General features: G+C 42.8%; 13 protein-coding genes and 1 pseudogene. 4 read left to right on the forward strand and 10 right to left on the reverse strand.

All coding sequences use genetic code 11. The features are described 5' to 3' along the window. Positions 1-306: 306 nt before the first annotated feature. The 5 genes and pseudogenes from L1D60_RS19845 to L1D60_RS19865 form a co-directional block, all read right to left on the reverse strand. A complete protein-coding gene (locus L1D60_RS19845) occupies positions 307-744 on the reverse strand; it encodes a glycine zipper family protein (RefSeq protein WP_239842591.1) in 438 nt (145 codons plus the stop codon). Positions 745-810: 66 nt separating this feature from the next. Next, positions 811-1,530 (reverse strand): hypothetical protein, encoded by a 720-nt coding sequence (locus tag L1D60_RS19850; protein ID WP_239842592.1) that lies wholly within the window; start codon positions 1,528-1,530, stop codon positions 811-813. Between the two features lie 103 nt (positions 1,531-1,633). Further along, on the reverse strand, positions 1,634-2,476 hold the full coding sequence (locus L1D60_RS19855; RefSeq protein WP_239842593.1) for a LysR family transcriptional regulator: 843 nt from the start codon (positions 2,474-2,476) through the stop codon (positions 1,634-1,636). 587 nt (positions 2,477-3,063) lie between these two features. After that, positions 3,064-3,858, reverse strand: coding sequence for a class I SAM-dependent methyltransferase (locus L1D60_RS19860; protein ID WP_239842594.1), 795 nt, complete (start codon positions 3,856-3,858; stop codon positions 3,064-3,066). A gap of 256 nt (positions 3,859-4,114) precedes the next feature. Beyond that, positions 4,115-4,608, reverse strand: a pseudogene (locus tag L1D60_RS19865) (tyrosine-type recombinase/integrase); the annotation flags it as partial. Between the two features lie 263 nt (positions 4,609-4,871). Here L1D60_RS19865 and L1D60_RS19870 point away from each other — a divergent pair. After that, entirely contained in the window at positions 4,872-5,870 is a 999-nt protein-coding gene (locus L1D60_RS19870; RefSeq protein ID WP_239842595.1) for a hypothetical protein, read from the forward strand. A gap of 650 nt (positions 5,871-6,520) precedes the next feature. On the opposite strand, the gene L1D60_RS19875 is transcribed toward L1D60_RS19870, so the two are convergent. The 5 genes from L1D60_RS19875 to L1D60_RS19895 all read right to left on the reverse strand — a co-directional run bounded on the left by L1D60_RS19875 (position 6,521) and on the right by L1D60_RS19895 (position 9,833). Next, complete coding sequence (locus L1D60_RS19875) at positions 6,521-7,570, reverse strand: nickel/cobalt transporter (RefSeq protein ID WP_239842596.1); 1,050 nt, start codon at positions 7,568-7,570, stop codon at positions 6,521-6,523. 41 nt (positions 7,571-7,611) lie between these two features. Next, positions 7,612-8,334, reverse strand: a complete 723-nt coding sequence (locus L1D60_RS19880; protein WP_345772878.1) for a DUF1007 family protein — start codon at positions 8,332-8,334, stop codon at positions 7,612-7,614. A 238-nt stretch (positions 8,335-8,572) separates the two neighbouring features. Then, positions 8,573-8,980: a hypothetical protein gene (locus tag L1D60_RS19885; RefSeq protein WP_239842598.1), complete on the reverse strand. Its 408-nt coding sequence runs from the start codon at positions 8,978-8,980 to the stop codon at positions 8,573-8,575. An 87-nt stretch (positions 8,981-9,067) separates the two neighbouring features. After that, positions 9,068-9,274: a helix-turn-helix transcriptional regulator gene (locus L1D60_RS19890; RefSeq protein WP_239842599.1), complete on the reverse strand. Its 207-nt coding sequence runs from the start codon at positions 9,272-9,274 to the stop codon at positions 9,068-9,070. Between the two features lie 10 nt (positions 9,275-9,284). Further along, the gene (locus L1D60_RS19895) at positions 9,285-9,833 is read right to left on the reverse strand and encodes a DUF2975 domain-containing protein (protein ID WP_239842600.1); all 549 of its coding nucleotides are present in this window, start codon (positions 9,831-9,833) and stop codon (positions 9,285-9,287) included. A gap of 307 nt (positions 9,834-10,140) precedes the next feature. Between L1D60_RS19895 and L1D60_RS19900 the strand changes: the two genes are divergently transcribed. The 3 genes from L1D60_RS19900 (at position 10,141) to katG (ending at position 14,563) form a co-directional block, all read left to right on the forward strand. Beyond that, on the forward strand, positions 10,141-11,046 hold the full coding sequence (locus tag L1D60_RS19900; protein WP_239842601.1) for a 2OG-Fe(II) oxygenase: 906 nt from the start codon (positions 10,141-10,143) through the stop codon (positions 11,044-11,046). A 304-nt stretch (positions 11,047-11,350) separates the two neighbouring features. Continuing rightward, on the forward strand, positions 11,351-12,046 hold the full coding sequence (locus tag L1D60_RS19905) for a VC0807 family protein (protein WP_239842602.1): 696 nt from the start codon (positions 11,351-11,353) through the stop codon (positions 12,044-12,046). A 315-nt stretch (positions 12,047-12,361) separates the two neighbouring features. Then, the gene (gene katG / locus L1D60_RS19910) at positions 12,362-14,563 is read left to right on the forward strand and encodes a catalase/peroxidase HPI (RefSeq protein ID WP_239842603.1); all 2,202 of its coding nucleotides are present in this window, start codon (positions 12,362-12,364) and stop codon (positions 14,561-14,563) included. The last annotated feature ends 88 nt before the right edge of the window (positions 14,564-14,651 follow it).

Consider the following 14,651-nt stretch of genomic DNA (forward strand, 5'->3'; position numbering starts at 1 on the left):
ATGCTCAAAGGTGCATGGTGCTTGCAATGCTAAGCGCTGCGAGAGCCAATATTGAGATGATTCGTATGCTAGTCATATGTGAGTTCCTAATTCATGTTTAAGGAAATCACATCCGTGTGGCTAATTTGGTAAGCGGAAGTCCAAGACTCATTCCCTGCTTAGTTGATGTAAGTATTATGCGCGTTAGGTTTAGATAAATGGAGATAGCAAGGTTTGGTTAAAACATTAATTTAATTTATGTATTACAGCCATAGACACTTCGTATTCGTCGTTTCACCCAACCTAATCTCTGCGCTTCATCAATTCTCAATTGAGTGCGTCATACCCGCGGCCTTTCATACAGTTTCGCATCAGGCTGTTGCGTTCTTCTTGGTTGATTTTGTAGGCCGATGCTTTCGAGCTTGCACCAGAAAGTACGCCAACCGTTGTACCAATTGCTGCACCTGTTTTCGCGGCACTGCTGCCAGAGTTGCCAGACACGCTACCTGCAATGGCGCCAGCTGTGGCACCTCGTAAACCCCGCTTTACCCCTTGTTCTAATGCGCCAGCACCTTCGTGCTGTCCGACACTATCTAACATTTCATAGCACTGATTGTGGTCGAGAGTGAATGAGTCCGAGTCGTAAATGGATTCGTCAAAGATAAGAGTGTGGGCTGAAGCGTAGGTAGGGATGGCTGAAAAAAGAACAATCCCTACGGTCGCCGCGGCATTGATAAGGGGTCGTGTTATACGAAAAATCGTCATGGTCGTTGCCTCGAAAACTAGAGGGCAAATCCATTTGCCATGATGAACTTTGAGAACATACAAACGTTAGAAGTCGTAAGAAATACCAAGCGTCCAAATACTGTCATTTTCAACAATATTGCTCAGAGCACTAGTAGTAGAAAGTTCACCTTCATGGGTATTGAAGTACGTGTACTTTACATAAGGTGTCCATTGGTCAATAGAAGTCGAGAGAATGACTTCGTGCTCATTAGTACGGTAGGAATCTTGGCTAAAGTAGAAATCCCCGCCAACATGAGTGAATCCCCCGTTTGAGCCATCTCTATTTTCGTGGGTGTAGGTGTAATCTAGTGCCCATTGCCCCATATCCAGCCCAAAACCTGCGACCCATTGATTGGTATTAATTGCGGTATCACTGAGGTTCTCTAGAGTTTGGCCTGATCGGTTGTATCCATAACCTGTAAACAGGTTGAGGTTATCTGTCGCTTGGAAATCGATAATTGCTTCAATGTGCATCTCTTCACCGGTTTCCCACTTCCCGAGTTCACCGTAGAGGTTTAAACCCCAGTCGTCAGACAATGAAAAGTAGTGACCGTAGCCCGCCGCTAGCCATCCTTGATCGTCAAAGCCGATATAAACCTGGCCGTTTTCTGAAGTGTCAATTAATGCACCAGCTTCAGTAGCATAAGTCCCGTTGTCCGCGGCATTAGAGGCGATATTTTGTTCAAGATATACTTGCGTGGAAGTTGCAAAAGCTGCGCTACTTACACAAAGTAGCGATAAAGGAAGTAAACGGAATGCTTTCATAAATTTCTCCAGTAATGTTGTGTACTTAACAAGTACTGGAGATTATTTACTGACTATTGATTTGAAAAAACATAGCCAAATTATGGCGTAACATTAATTCAATTTATGAGTGGATTGAAGGCAGTGCGGCTCTAACCGATTCTCGAACTTTAATGTGCTGCTCATCGCTTGCGTAGCGTCTGTGATACAGCATACGAAATGTTATTGGGTTCAGGTCCAGTGGGATAGCGTGAACTTTAAGACCAAGCTGTGGCGCAAGAAGCTTCGCAAGAGAACGAGTTGATGATGCCACGTAATCAGTGGTACTGGCCAACATGAGCATTGATGAGATGGAACTAGTCTCAATACTTACTTTTCTCGGTTTAATGGGTTTGTCCGATAAGAAATCTATTGTGTTCATTTCCGAGCGCCTAAGCTTAAGTGCGATATGTTGCTCTTCAAAATACTGATCGTAAGTCATTTCAGTGTCTATTCTTGGATGATTCGAACGCGTTAAGCAGACCGCCTCATCGTCAAAAAGCACCTCTTCTATCAGTGAATGGCGTTTACTCGAAATAACATCAATCACCAAGTCAACTTTCTGTGCGATGAGCGCATCAAAGAGTTTATCCTCATCCAACGGAGCTTCAATAAAGCGCACGCCGTCGATGTGTGCGCAAAACGGTAATAGACTTTCTGTACAATATACATTCAGCTCGTCGTTGTGCTCTGCCACGCTGCTGATGACATTAATCGGGTCTTCGATTCTATGTGCTAATGAAACGGCAGCCCCTGTCGGTGCTATCCCTCGACCTTCTCTGACGAAGAGCGATTTACCCACGACTGCTTCGAGTCGTTTGATCGCCGAACTGACTGCTGGTTGAGTTAGGTCTAGTTCTTCAGAGGCTAACGTTATTGACCGGTGCTTATATACTGCTAAGAATGTCGTGAATAGATTTAAGTCCAAAAAAGGTTCCTACTACGCAACTTACGGTAGTTATAAGTGTATCAAAACAGACATTTATTGTGTTGTGTTCTATCTCATGATTTGTGAGCAATAATTAGCAGATTAGATATCAATTTTAATGTTCGAAAATCTACACCATTTGGACGACTAAGTGTGTTGTAGAGTGTATAGGGGATGAGCAAATTTGGTCACATAGCTAGCGTTTTGTCATAAGGAAAAATAAGTCAAACTCTAAACTTAATGCATTTCCGAAAAACCGACGTAAAACATAAGGGGCCTTTTCGAGTTAGAAAGTGCCGCTGGTAAAAATTCAACCTGAGAAGTTCTTGGACATAAATGAGTTTCGAAAAACCTTATATTAGCAAAGCCTGAATAACTTAAGGTATGACAAAGTGAAAAAGCCCACTTCCTGAGTGTTGAGAAAGTGGGCGAAAGAACACAATACAATAAGCAGAAATCACACTATATGCATCATTGCGAACGATCAATAATTGATACTTGTACAAAGTAAGCTCACAGGGACTTATTGCATTAAGTCCTTCCCTTATATATCGTCATTCTTTCATAATAAACATTGCGAAAGCAATCTAGAGCTTTATAGCTTTAGTTGCAATCATTGTTGGCAAATAGTTTTCAATAATAAATCGCGGGGTTGGGTGTTCGTCTTCATAAAAACCAGCAATTACAAAACCGGAATTAGTTTGTTCTCCGATTTGCTCAGTTAAAGTATGTCCAAATACGATGGCCTGTCCTGTAGATAGCTTTTCTTCATATTCATTTTGGGTAAGGCTAGTTTTATCAGAATACGGTATCGCATATTTAGGTTTAATGAGCCCTTGCTCTTCTAGCTTTTTATTTCTTTCAAAAATAAATAATACAGGATTATAAAAACTAGTTAATAAAACCCCCTTTGTTTTCAGGACTCGGTAACATTCATTCCAAAGGTCTTTGAGTTCAGGGATATACAAATTTGATATTGGAGAAATGATAAAATCGAATGTCTGCTCTTCGAAGATACTAAGGTCTCTCATATCTCCTTGAATAGTGGTAATGTTCAGTTCGTCTCGTTTAGCGACGAGTTTATCTTTATTGAGCTGTTCTATAGATAGATCATATACCGTAACGATTGCTCCGGCTGCCGCAAGAACAGGAGCCTGTTGCCCTCCTGCAGAGGCTAAACACAATATCTTTTTGCCCTCTATACATTTCGGAAGCCAACTTTCGGTTAATGGTTTCTTTGTAATATGAACGGACCAGTTTCCCAACTTGGCTTGATCAATTACTTCTTTTGACACAGGTTTTGACCAATCCACTTCCGCTAGCGCGAATCTGTCCCAAACTAAACTATTGTGATTTATGACATCTGTACATATCTTTGGCATAAAGCCTCCTATTAATTAGGAAGATAGACGTAGAACTCGGTTCAATATGAACTTTTAAATCTTAAGCTGACTCTTTAATTTATAGATATGAAAGATAGACTACGCCTACTGATCCTGTAAATCCGATGATTAAATGGATGAAACAGAATTAGTTGTTCATTGGCGCGTATCCTTTTAATGGAAGAGGTATTTTCTGTGCATCTTATGCTGAAATCTGACAATGTCAACTGTTAAGAAATGTAGTTACCTTGAACTCGGCCCTGATGTTTTTCGTTCTGGCATAAATTAAAGTGGCTTTAGAGCGGCGCATAGAATGAGTGCCGTAATAATCAGCATTCAGTCCCAATTTTACAGCCCAGTTCCTGATAATTGAACGATAGAATGAGTAGCTGATAGGTGCCCAAAGCGTCGGCTACTCGGGAATGGAAAACTGCTTGCCTCTAGGGATGCTGCAAAAATCCATCGGCTAATACTTTGCTGTGTTCTCGGAGTAATCTCATAGTGGACATCGGTGCCATTTTTTTGCTGGATGCACTGAATCCTTTCATAGATAACTCCTTGCGAAGAAACATCGTAAACGTGTAGTTTCAGCAAATCACTCGCTCTTAACTTGCTATCTATAGCTAGGTTCAGTAGTGCGAGCTGCATCAGATCATTTTCAATCTCCAGCCTAGTTCTGATCCGCCAGATATCTTCAAGCTTAAATAGCCTTTTGATACCACTGCATTTTCCAGAACATAACTTTCTCATGACGACCTCCTCTCAGTGTTTTTGGTCAACATGAAGTTTGACAGTCACATTTAGTAGGGTTTAGGAAGATCTAAAACGTCGGTGGACAATTCTGAGTCAGTGGCATTGCTAAATTAGCAATGGGTGGGTAATTCCAGATTTGGAAAGTCTTTTAGTTATGTGCGATAAACTTTGATTAACGGTTTTACTGAAATAGAGAAATCTGAAACACTTTGGTTTTTGAGGCGACCCTCAGCCATTTAATTTGAAAAAACTATATTCCCATGTCACTGCAGAAACTTATTCGCTTTAGCGATGCCAAATTAGGCGCTATCTCACTTTGTATCTTAAGTCCCATTATCGCCGAGTATTTGTTGGGTATATGGTCACTTAGGCAGCTTTCGTCACTCCTATTCTTGGTGCCTTTTTACGGCTGTGGTGCGTTGCTTGTGAGAGAAATTGCACGACGAAGTCGAAGTGGCTGGGTTGGAGTTTTCACGCTTTCTATTGCGTTTGGTTTAATAGAAGAGGGGTTGTTAACTCAAACGTTTTTCAACGCAGATTACTATCACGCAGGATTACTATCTTTTGGCTATATCGAGTCAATTGGTACGTCACCATTCTGGATAATATATATTCTTGGACTTCATAGTCTTGGCAGCATTTGTTTACCAATATTAATGGTTGAATTGCACTTGGGTAGTTCAGAGCGGAAAAAACCTTGGTTAAACTGGCCATCCTTTGTCGTATGTACAACTCTCTACTTTGTGGCATCAGCATCCATTTTCCTTGGAACCCAACGGGCCTTTCCCTATGAAAGTACGTTGCTGCAAAAATTAGCCGTTGTCGCGGCCATACTAGTTTTTTTCGCTCTCGCGCTTGTTAGACCTAAAATCGCCTTAAAACGTAACAACAGACGTATTGGCAACATACAGGTGTTTGTCACCACAACACTTTTGGGCATTGTGTTTTTCGGTCAACACTATTGCATGTACACGCTTGGTCTGAGTGAGCATTTTGTTGCGTTTTCAATGCTGTTTACCTATCTACTCGGAATGTACTTTATATTGCGCTGGAGTCAGTGCGAGAATTGGCGTGACGGCCAACAGTATTCAATGGTGTTAAGCTTGCTAATGATTTATAGCGTATTGGGGCTCTATCAATTCTCTAAACATACGACAGCGCTTGGGCATGACATCAACTATGTCGATACAGCTCTTCAAGTCATGTTGATATTGGCCTTAATTATTCCGATATTAAGAAAAATTAAATCGCTTGCTTAAAGTATGACGTTTAAGTGAGCTAGGTTGGAATGGGCCATTTTCGAGTTAGAAAGTGCCGCGAGTCAAAATTTAGGCCAATGAAACGTCTGGCAATTGTGTATTAGTACCCGTGTTAAATTAACCAGTCATGAATAATTGCAGGTAGGCGAAGAGGAAGTCGAATTAAGACGCGCGGTCAGTAAAGCCGCGCTAGTCCAAAGGTGTGATTCAGTTACTAATTAAGTGCAATTACGTGAATTCAATGCATCGAGCTTCGTAATTTATCACTGCGGGCGAAAGTAAACATCAAGACAAAACAGAAAAGTAGTAACGCTGACGAGATTTGTAAGGTTAACAAGCTTTCAGATACAAGAGGTAACGCCAATGAAAAAATGCATAGTGCTACGATAAATATTTCGAAAGCAGCGCCTATAAATGAATAATTATGACGAAAAAGTGCCCATCTATAACTCATTGATAACTCCATTATTGAGTTTAGTTAAAAAAAGCGAAGGAGCATGCTCCTTCACTTTTTTCGAGGTTGATAAACAACCCCAAGCTGAGTGGGTACTTTATAAAAATACATCTATAATATAAATACTTAGAATCAAAAACATAGACATAGCGCATATTGAGTGTCCGTTTAAAACGCCTCTATTTGTTCAATAACACTACATCGTAAAGACAGGCGACATGCCGCTCTCTTGCCCATTAAGAAGAAGAGTTCCAATAACGATAAGTAACATGCCACCAAACAGCTGCAAGTAATGGCCCGCTACTCTCCATGTGTCATTACCGATTTGATTAGCTACAGATAGATAACGTTTTACTAAGTGCTTTCCTGTAAGAGTCATTATGGCGATCAGGGATGTGGTCAGTGCCGTACCGGCAGCCATAGCCAACGCACTCAATACACCCATCCAATACAGGCCAACAACATTAGCAAACAGAAGAACCATAACAGCACCAGTACACGGTCTTACACCAATAGTAACGATAATCCCGGCATACTCTCGCAAGGTGGAAGCTTTATTGATCGCCTCTGCGTCGGCGACATGCTGATGCCCACATCCACAATCTGCGTGATGCGTGTGAGCTATTGGCTTTTGTATGCTGATCGAGTTTAAGGTTGACGCTTGCATTGTTAGCGGAGACTGCCCACTCGTTGGAAGGACAGTGATGGCTTTCACTTTGAGCTTAGGCTTGCGTATAGTTTTATAGATGTTGCGGAGCGCTTTCCAACAAATCAGGGCTCCAACTGCAGCAACCAAAGCAAAACTTAATAAAACAAACATATTTGCTTTATCATTCACAACACGCATCGAGGCGTTAAATCCCCAAATCAAAACACTAACTAGCAGAATAGCTACCAATGCCTGTAGCAACGCTGACACCACTGTAAGCACTAAACTTGCCTTGACCTTTGTGGGATGAGTTGCCAAGTAGGTAGATACAATCACTTTACCATGCCCAGGCCCAAGTGAATGAAGCATACCGTAGACGAAGCTAAAACCGATCAAGTAACTCCCCGCCGCCCATGGTGAATACTTTGCTTCATAGAGCAAATCGGCAAGTTGGGCGTTTACTTCTTTCTGCCAATGAATACTCGATAAAACCAAAGATGGCCACATTGTCCAAAGTTGGTAAACACCAACAATCACAAGCAGTGCAGCCCCGAGACCAATCAGACAGTGGTTTGTTTTAAATTGATTTTTCTGCATTGGATTAGAACCTATAATTCTTCATCTGTTACTACACAACATCAATGAGAATCAGTGACAATGGCGCAGTTAAGTTTAATAGTTTGGGTAAAGAGCTGACCTAAGGTGTTGTCAGGGTCGGCTTCAACCGATAACGACATTGCGTAACTCATCTGCTCTGGAGTCGGGTTCGGTTCCACCAACGTCAGTGAGCACTGTCTTTCCAACTCAGGGGATAAGCTGACATCACTCTTAGAGTCCCACGACATATCGACAAAATAGCTTGGGTCAAAAATAAGTAGGCGTAACGTATCTCTCGTCACAGCCTGAGGCGTAGAGAGCGGCAGATCGAACCTCATCACTAATTTCGCTTTATCTCGTATAAACTTGGCGTTCTCAGCAATGGAGTATCTTATTGGCGTTTCGCCGTCATAAAAATAAGTGAAGTAATGCTCAAACATCATGTTGTCTATCACGGATGACGCAAGCTTCTCAAAAATCTCTTGTTCACCTTCTGCGGCTATATCTTCACCATCGAGCATATACATAGAAGTCATGGCGTCAAACGACCATTCCATCGACAGTCCGGTGATCATCCCATCTTCCCCCTCTATGTGGGTTTTCATTTCGATCCAGGAATGGGGGTGAGCTTGTAAGCTCGGGGCAAAAGGAAGCAATGCAAAACAAAGGAAAGCAGTGCTTTTAAAACGAGCTTTGAATAAACGCTCGATGAAGCGAGGCAGAATGTGCGAAAAGGAATGGATAACGAAAAGTTGAGAATTCATGGCTAACATATACGGCTTTACATAATGTTATAATATAACAGTTACAACAATGTTCACACCATTCATTCCTCTGTGAAACGTAACGCGATATGACAAAGTTGCCAAGACTAGAAAGACTAATACGAAAAAAGCCACTTATTTATCTTCATATCAGATAAATAAGTGGCTTTTCGAACGACTTAGAACAGGTGCTAAAGAGCAGGACTTGCTCTTAGACCAGCATCAATATACGTTGAAACTATCTTTTCTTTCCCTGCTGAACCAATTTCTCATGCCAAGCGGTACTTCCATCTCGCTTGCTCACTTCATATTCGGCACAGAATTGAGAGATGGTCATATTGTTATCTCCCGTCGCTAACTTAAGCGCCAATTGAACTTGTTGAAGCTTACTTTGCAATCGCAAAATTTGCCCCGCGTTCGGACTCTTTTCCTTTGCGTACTTTAATGCCGCGTGTTTGCGTTCCGCCGCACCTGCTCTTCGGTCTGCCTCGCCTAACAGAAACTTTAACTGACCAATCGTCTTTCCTTTCTTAAAAGCGGGTTCAAGCAGCTCAGCGCATTCGTCGAAAGTTGGGTTTTCAACGTATGGGTCAATTTTATGAGCTTGCTGGCGCATCCACTCTAGCGCTAATTCTTCATCTGACATCGTGAAACCTTGGCGAACAAAAGAGGCATATAATATCGCTCATTAAGGATGGGCTGCAACATCGGATTGTTGTCACAGCATCCGCTCTTAAGTTGCTTGGTAAGCAATGATGTCTCCGGGCTGGCACTCTAAGACTTCACATATCTTCTCTAACGTACTAAATCGTATCGCCTTCGCCTTACCATTTTTAAGAATCGATAGGTTCTGTTCACTGACGCCAACCTGTTCAGACAGCTCTTTCAAACGCATTTTCCGTTTTGCCATCATTACATCAAGGTTAATTACTATGTTCATGCTCCGCGCCTTAGATCGTGTGTCTTTGCTCATCAGCAATTTTTTGAGCTTCATTCATAACGTATGAAATAACCAATACAATCATTCCACAAAACAGTGTAACAACATCTAAGCCTGTAAAGCTAATAGATAAAATGCGCTGACCGGGAGGGTTGTTAAAACTCAAGACAACAGAGATGAGCCCACCATAAACAAGACCACCAAACGCCCAGTAAAAGAAACTCAACCCTAACTTGCGATAGTACTTAACCGTTTCAACAGTAAACACTTCGCTCGCTTCATAGCTTTTAAAGAGCTTAGTTAAGATCAGAAGCGCATAGAAAATAACACCGCAAGGCAGAAGGCTGACGATTAGAGCCCAAAATCGTGTCTCGTTCGATAGCGGTTGAGATGTGTAGCTAGATATATCATGACTAAACTGAACAATGCCGGTTGTCGTTAGGAAGTCCCAAGGTGTTTGGACAAATGCCCAAAAGTAAACCATTGATAAAGGAAGCAGCAGCATCAAGGCTTGCAAGATCACTCTAATCTTTCGGCTGTATCTCTGAATATCTTTCATATGAACTCTCCAACATATTGGTATGTAGGTCAGATTATAACCACCAAGACCAAATAAACAACAAAAAATTATCGTTTATCATTAAATTTAGCATTTAAAACGATAATTCATGGTTTAAAGATAAGCTTAATGAAGACTAATTCACCGAGTTGAGAGGCCGAATTTACGACTTATTCCACTCTCCATTGACATTTTCAATCATCTTTTTCAACTTTTTGTTGATAGTGTTTCTTTATAAGCCCCATTTATCTACAAATTGATAAGGAATAAATTCGTTCCATAAGAAAACGGAATAGGAAATGGAACGATGACACTGAACCAATTACAACAAGCTCGAGATGTACAACGTCCAACACGCGAAGCGATGTTACAACGAGCGCCTGAGGTCCATGCGTTTTGGAGTAACAATAGAGCACTCTTTAAAAACGCATGGGATGAGTGGGAAAAGAACCAGAGCTTAGCTCCATTAACAGAATCACTTATCGATCATAAATTGCGTGATGCTATCAATAATTCGTGGGCTGAACCCACCAAAGAAAATGCCGTCAAAGAGTTAATAAGCGAAGTTGCGCCTGGTGTTTATAAGTTTCAATTTTTCGATGTTGATAGCATCAAACAACTACGTAGCTATTTGTCATCAGCGGCGAGTGCAGACATCCCACTAAGACCGCCTTACGGCATTGCGTTGAATCGAGGTGGTGCAATGTTGGATGAACGTTCTGAGGGGTACCTAGCTGCACCAAATTTCCAGACGTTTTATCGTGAAATGTTGGATAAGTACATGAGACCAATTGCGCGACTTTTGTTCCCAGAAATTGTTGGTTATGACGCGCAAACTTTTGGCTTCTCAATACAGTACCAACCGAATACGGATACTTCTTTGAGAATGCATACTGATGCGTCTTCGGTGACATTGAACATCAACATAAACCTTCCCGAAGAAACTTTCTCTGGGTCTGAAGTCAGCTTTTACGACCCGACAACTGGAGGCCTAGTAGACCAAACTTTTGAGCCGGGTGTGGCGTTGATCCATCGAGGACATGTACCGCACGCAACTCACCCTATCACGCAAGGTGAGCGTTCAAACTTAGTGCTGTGGCTATATGGAAATCGTGGGCAAATTCCGATGCAGGGTGCGAGCTATACAACGATTGATGCTACCCAACGTTGGACCACGCCTACCGACAAACCTGACACATTTGCTCCTTTCTAGCCAATAGCTATTGGTTAACAGATTGCAGTGGCCTCACTCTCAAAAGGTGGGACTGTCTAAATGGTAGAAGATCGTACCCAACTGACAGAAGCAAGATATTGAGAATAATGGCCACTGTATTCCTTTGTCATAACAACTTTTACCCCAGTTTCCTTGCCTGACTCGCCAGTTTGTGGCTCAATGGCCGCAAATATTTCATAACTCGTTACACAACGCGACGCATGAACACTTTACATCTGCTGCCATGCAATCGAAACTTCTAATGAAGTAACTAGCAGTGACATAACAGAGTCAATAAAGCATTATGAACAACACGACCGAAAAAAAGTCGAATCCCCTATTCGAGATCCTTTTTAACGTATTTATCCCATCTTTTATCTTGATGAAGTTTAGTGGTGAAGAGCACTTAGGTACTGCCATGGCATTGGTTGTGGCCCTGCTATTCCCTGTCATTTACGGTGGTATGGATCTGATCCGCAACAAGAAATTCAATTTCATCGCGGCTCTTGGTTTCATCAGCGTTTTATTAACGGGTGGTATTGGCCTACTTGAGCTAGATACGCGTTGGTTAGCCCTTAAAGAAGCCTTGATCCCCGGCCTTATTGGCTTAGCGGTATTGGGTTCAACATTCACTCGTTACCCATTAATGCAAAAAATGTTGCTTAACGACAGCGTGCTTAACTTGCCACTCATCAATGAGCGTCTTGAAGCAAACGGAAAAAAACAAGCTTTTGATCGCTGCTTGATGTCTTCAAACTACCTATTTGCAAGTACATTCGCCTTCTCTTCGGCGATGAATTACTTCTTAGCGACATGGATTGTAACCAGCCCTGCTGGCACAGCAGCGTTTAACGAAGAGCTTGGCAAGCTCACTCTTTACAGCTACCCAGCGATTGCAATCCCAAGCATGCTGATGATGTTTGGTATTTTTTACTACATCTGGCGTCAAGTACGCGCAATGACTCACTTAGAAACCGAGCAAATCTTTCACACTAAGTAACGGTTTCATCTGAACAACAAAACGCCTCAAGCGGAACAATTCGTTTGAGGCGTTTTTTTATCTAAGACCCCACTCACCTGCCACCACTCTTCACAAAAGAGATCAATAGGATTTTTCTATCAAAGAAATAGAAATAAGTGATCTGCTTTTTTACCGCTTTGATGCCATTCTTAATATATAGACAGATAACCACATTTATTTTATGGTTATATTAATTAATAATACAAATAGATTTAACTGGATAGATAATCATCCTTTCATGAATCGTATCTAAGGTTGGTTGTTAGTTAACTTCGTCGCATTCAGGAGATAGATATGCACGGTGAGCAAAATGGTAATGCGGGCAAATGCCCAGTAATGCATGGCGGGAACACAACCCTTGGTGGTAAAGCAACGAAAAACGTCGATTGGTGGCCTAATCAATTGAACTTGAAAATCCTCCACCAAAACGACACCAAGTCGAATCCGCTTGATGAAAACTTCAATTATGCAGAAGCGTTTAAAGCACTAAATCTGAAAGCAGTAAAAGTCGATCTTGAAGCTCTAATGACAGACTCTCAAGATTGGTGGCCAGCCGACTACGGTCACTACGGTCCATTCATGATCCGTATGGCATGGCACGCTGCAGGAACATATCGAACTTCAGATGGACGTGGGGGCGGTAATACAGGTAACCAACGCTTTGCTCCACTCAACAGTTGGCCAGATAACGGTAACTTAGACAAAGCACGTCGTCTTCTTTGGCCTATCAAGAAAAAATACGGTAACAGCCTTTCATGGGCAGACTTGTTCATCTTGGCGGGTAACGTTGCAATCGAATCAATGGGGCTACCTACCTTTGGTTTCTCTGGAGGTCGCCAAGATATTTGGGAACCGGAAGAAGACATCTATTGGGGTGCTGAAAGCGAATGGCTAGGTGACGAGCGTTATTCCGGCGAGCGCGATCTTGAAAAACCATTGGCAGCCGTGCAAATGGGTCTGATCTACGTAAACCCAGAAGGTCCAAATGGCGAACCAACCATTCTAGCGTCAGGTCGTGACATTCGCGATACATTCGCTCGTATGGGTATGAACGACGAAGAAACAGTAGCACTGGTTGCTGGCGGCCATACCTTCGGCAAAACGCATGGTGCAGGCCCTGAATCGGCTATGGGACCCGAGCCAGAAGCTGCGCCGCTTGAAGAGATGGGCTTCGGTTGGAAAAACAGCTTCGGCAGTGGTAAAGGTGACGATACAACCACCAGCGGTATTGAAGGCGCTTGGACACCAAACCCAATCCAATGGGATAACGGCTACTTCGACATGCTATTTGGCTACGATTGGGATCTAGTGAAAAGCCCAACTGGTGCATGGCAATGGGAACCGATTGGAGTAACAGAAGACCATATGGCGCCGAAAGCGCACGACGCTTCTGTGAAAGTGAAAACCATCATGACCACAGCCGATATGGCAATGCGTATGGACCCAATCTACGGTCCAATTTCGAAACGCTTCCACCAGAACCCGGAAGAGTTTGCAGATGCGTTTGCTCGCGCCTGGTTTAAATTGACTCACCGCGATATGGGTCCGAAGAGCCGTTACTTGGGTGAAGAATCTCCAGCTGAAGATTTGATTTGGCAAGATCCGCTGCCAGCAGCAAGCTTTGACACACTATCAGACAGCGATATCGCAGAACTTAAACAAGCGATTCTTGCAACGGACTTAACTGTATCCGAACTGGTTTACACAGCATGGTCAAGTGCATCAACATTCCGTGGTTCAGACTTCCGTGGTGGTGCAAACGGTGCTCGCATTCGTTTAGCACCTCAAAAAGATTGGGAAGCAAACCAACCAGAACAACTGGACAAAGTTCTGACCAAACTTGAATCCGTTCGTTCTGCATTCAACACCAATGACCGTGGTATTTCTATTGCTGACTTGATCATCCTAGCGGGTAATACTGCGATTGAAAAAGCAGCTCAAGATGGTGGTTTCAGTGTTGAAGTGCCATTCTCGACAGGCCGTGTTGATGCCACAAATGAGCACACAGACGCCGAATCTTTTGCAGTTCTTGAGCCAGAAGCAGACGGTTTCCGCAACTTTGCGAAAAAACTCTTCACAGTACCTGCAGAGGAGATGCTACTTGATAAGGCACAACTACTTGCTCTGTCAGCACCAGAAATGACCGTACTCATCGGTGGTCTGCGTGTGCTAGGCGCGAACCACAACAATACCCCTCACGGAGTGTTGACCGATAAGGTTGGCGTTTTGAGCAATGATTTCTTCGTGAACCTTGTTGATATGGCGACTGAGTGGAAGCCTGTTTGTCCAAACAACAGTGCTTACTTAGGCACAGACAGAGCAACAGGTGAGAAAAAATGGACGGCAACACGCGTAGACCTTGTCTTCGGTTCTAACTCTCAACTCAGAGCACTCGCTGAGCTTTATGCATGTGACGACGCGAAAGAGAAGTTTGTAAAAGACTTTATCGCTGCATGGACGAAAGTCATGAACGCAGACCGTTTTGACCTGAAATAAGCTTTAGGTTAAGGAAAACAAAGGGTAGCATTTCGCTACCCTTTTCTTTTAGTTCATCAGAATACTCGCACAACACAAGTCAGCGCGG

The organism is Vibrio sp. Isolate30 (assembly GCF_022397975.1).
Classification (GTDB): Bacteria; Pseudomonadota; Gammaproteobacteria; order Enterobacterales; family Vibrionaceae; genus Vibrio; species Vibrio fortis.

Coding starts and splice junctions, on each gene's coding strand:
- L1D60_RS19905 (WP_239842602.1), top strand. CDS start 11,351: ATGAACAACACGACCGAAAAAAAGTCGAATCCCCTATTCGAGATCCTT.
- L1D60_RS19895 (WP_239842600.1), bottom strand. CDS start 9,833: ATGAAAGATATTCAGAGATACAGCCGAAAGATTAGAGTGATCTTGCAA.
- L1D60_RS19845 (WP_239842591.1), bottom strand. CDS start 744: ATGACGATTTTTCGTATAACACGACCCCTTATCAATGCCGCGGCGACC.
- L1D60_RS19870 (WP_239842595.1), top strand. CDS start 4,872: ATGTCACTGCAGAAACTTATTCGCTTTAGCGATGCCAAATTAGGCGCT.
- L1D60_RS19900 (WP_239842601.1), top strand. CDS start 10,141: ATGACACTGAACCAATTACAACAAGCTCGAGATGTACAACGTCCAACA.
- L1D60_RS19875 (WP_239842596.1), bottom strand. CDS start 7,570: ATGCAGAAAAATCAATTTAAAACAAACCACTGTCTGATTGGTCTCGGG.
- L1D60_RS19860 (WP_239842594.1), bottom strand. CDS start 3,858: ATGCCAAAGATATGTACAGATGTCATAAATCACAATAGTTTAGTTTGG.
- L1D60_RS19890 (WP_239842599.1), bottom strand. CDS start 9,274: ATGAACATAGTAATTAACCTTGATGTAATGATGGCAAAACGGAAAATG.
- L1D60_RS19850 (WP_239842592.1), bottom strand. CDS start 1,530: ATGAAAGCATTCCGTTTACTTCCTTTATCGCTACTTTGTGTAAGTAGC.
- katG (WP_239842603.1), top strand. CDS start 12,362: ATGCACGGTGAGCAAAATGGTAATGCGGGCAAATGCCCAGTAATGCAT.
- L1D60_RS19880 (WP_345772878.1), bottom strand. CDS start 8,334: ATGAATTCTCAACTTTTCGTTATCCATTCCTTTTCGCACATTCTGCCT.
- L1D60_RS19885 (WP_239842598.1), bottom strand. CDS start 8,980: ATGTCAGATGAAGAATTAGCGCTAGAGTGGATGCGCCAGCAAGCTCAT.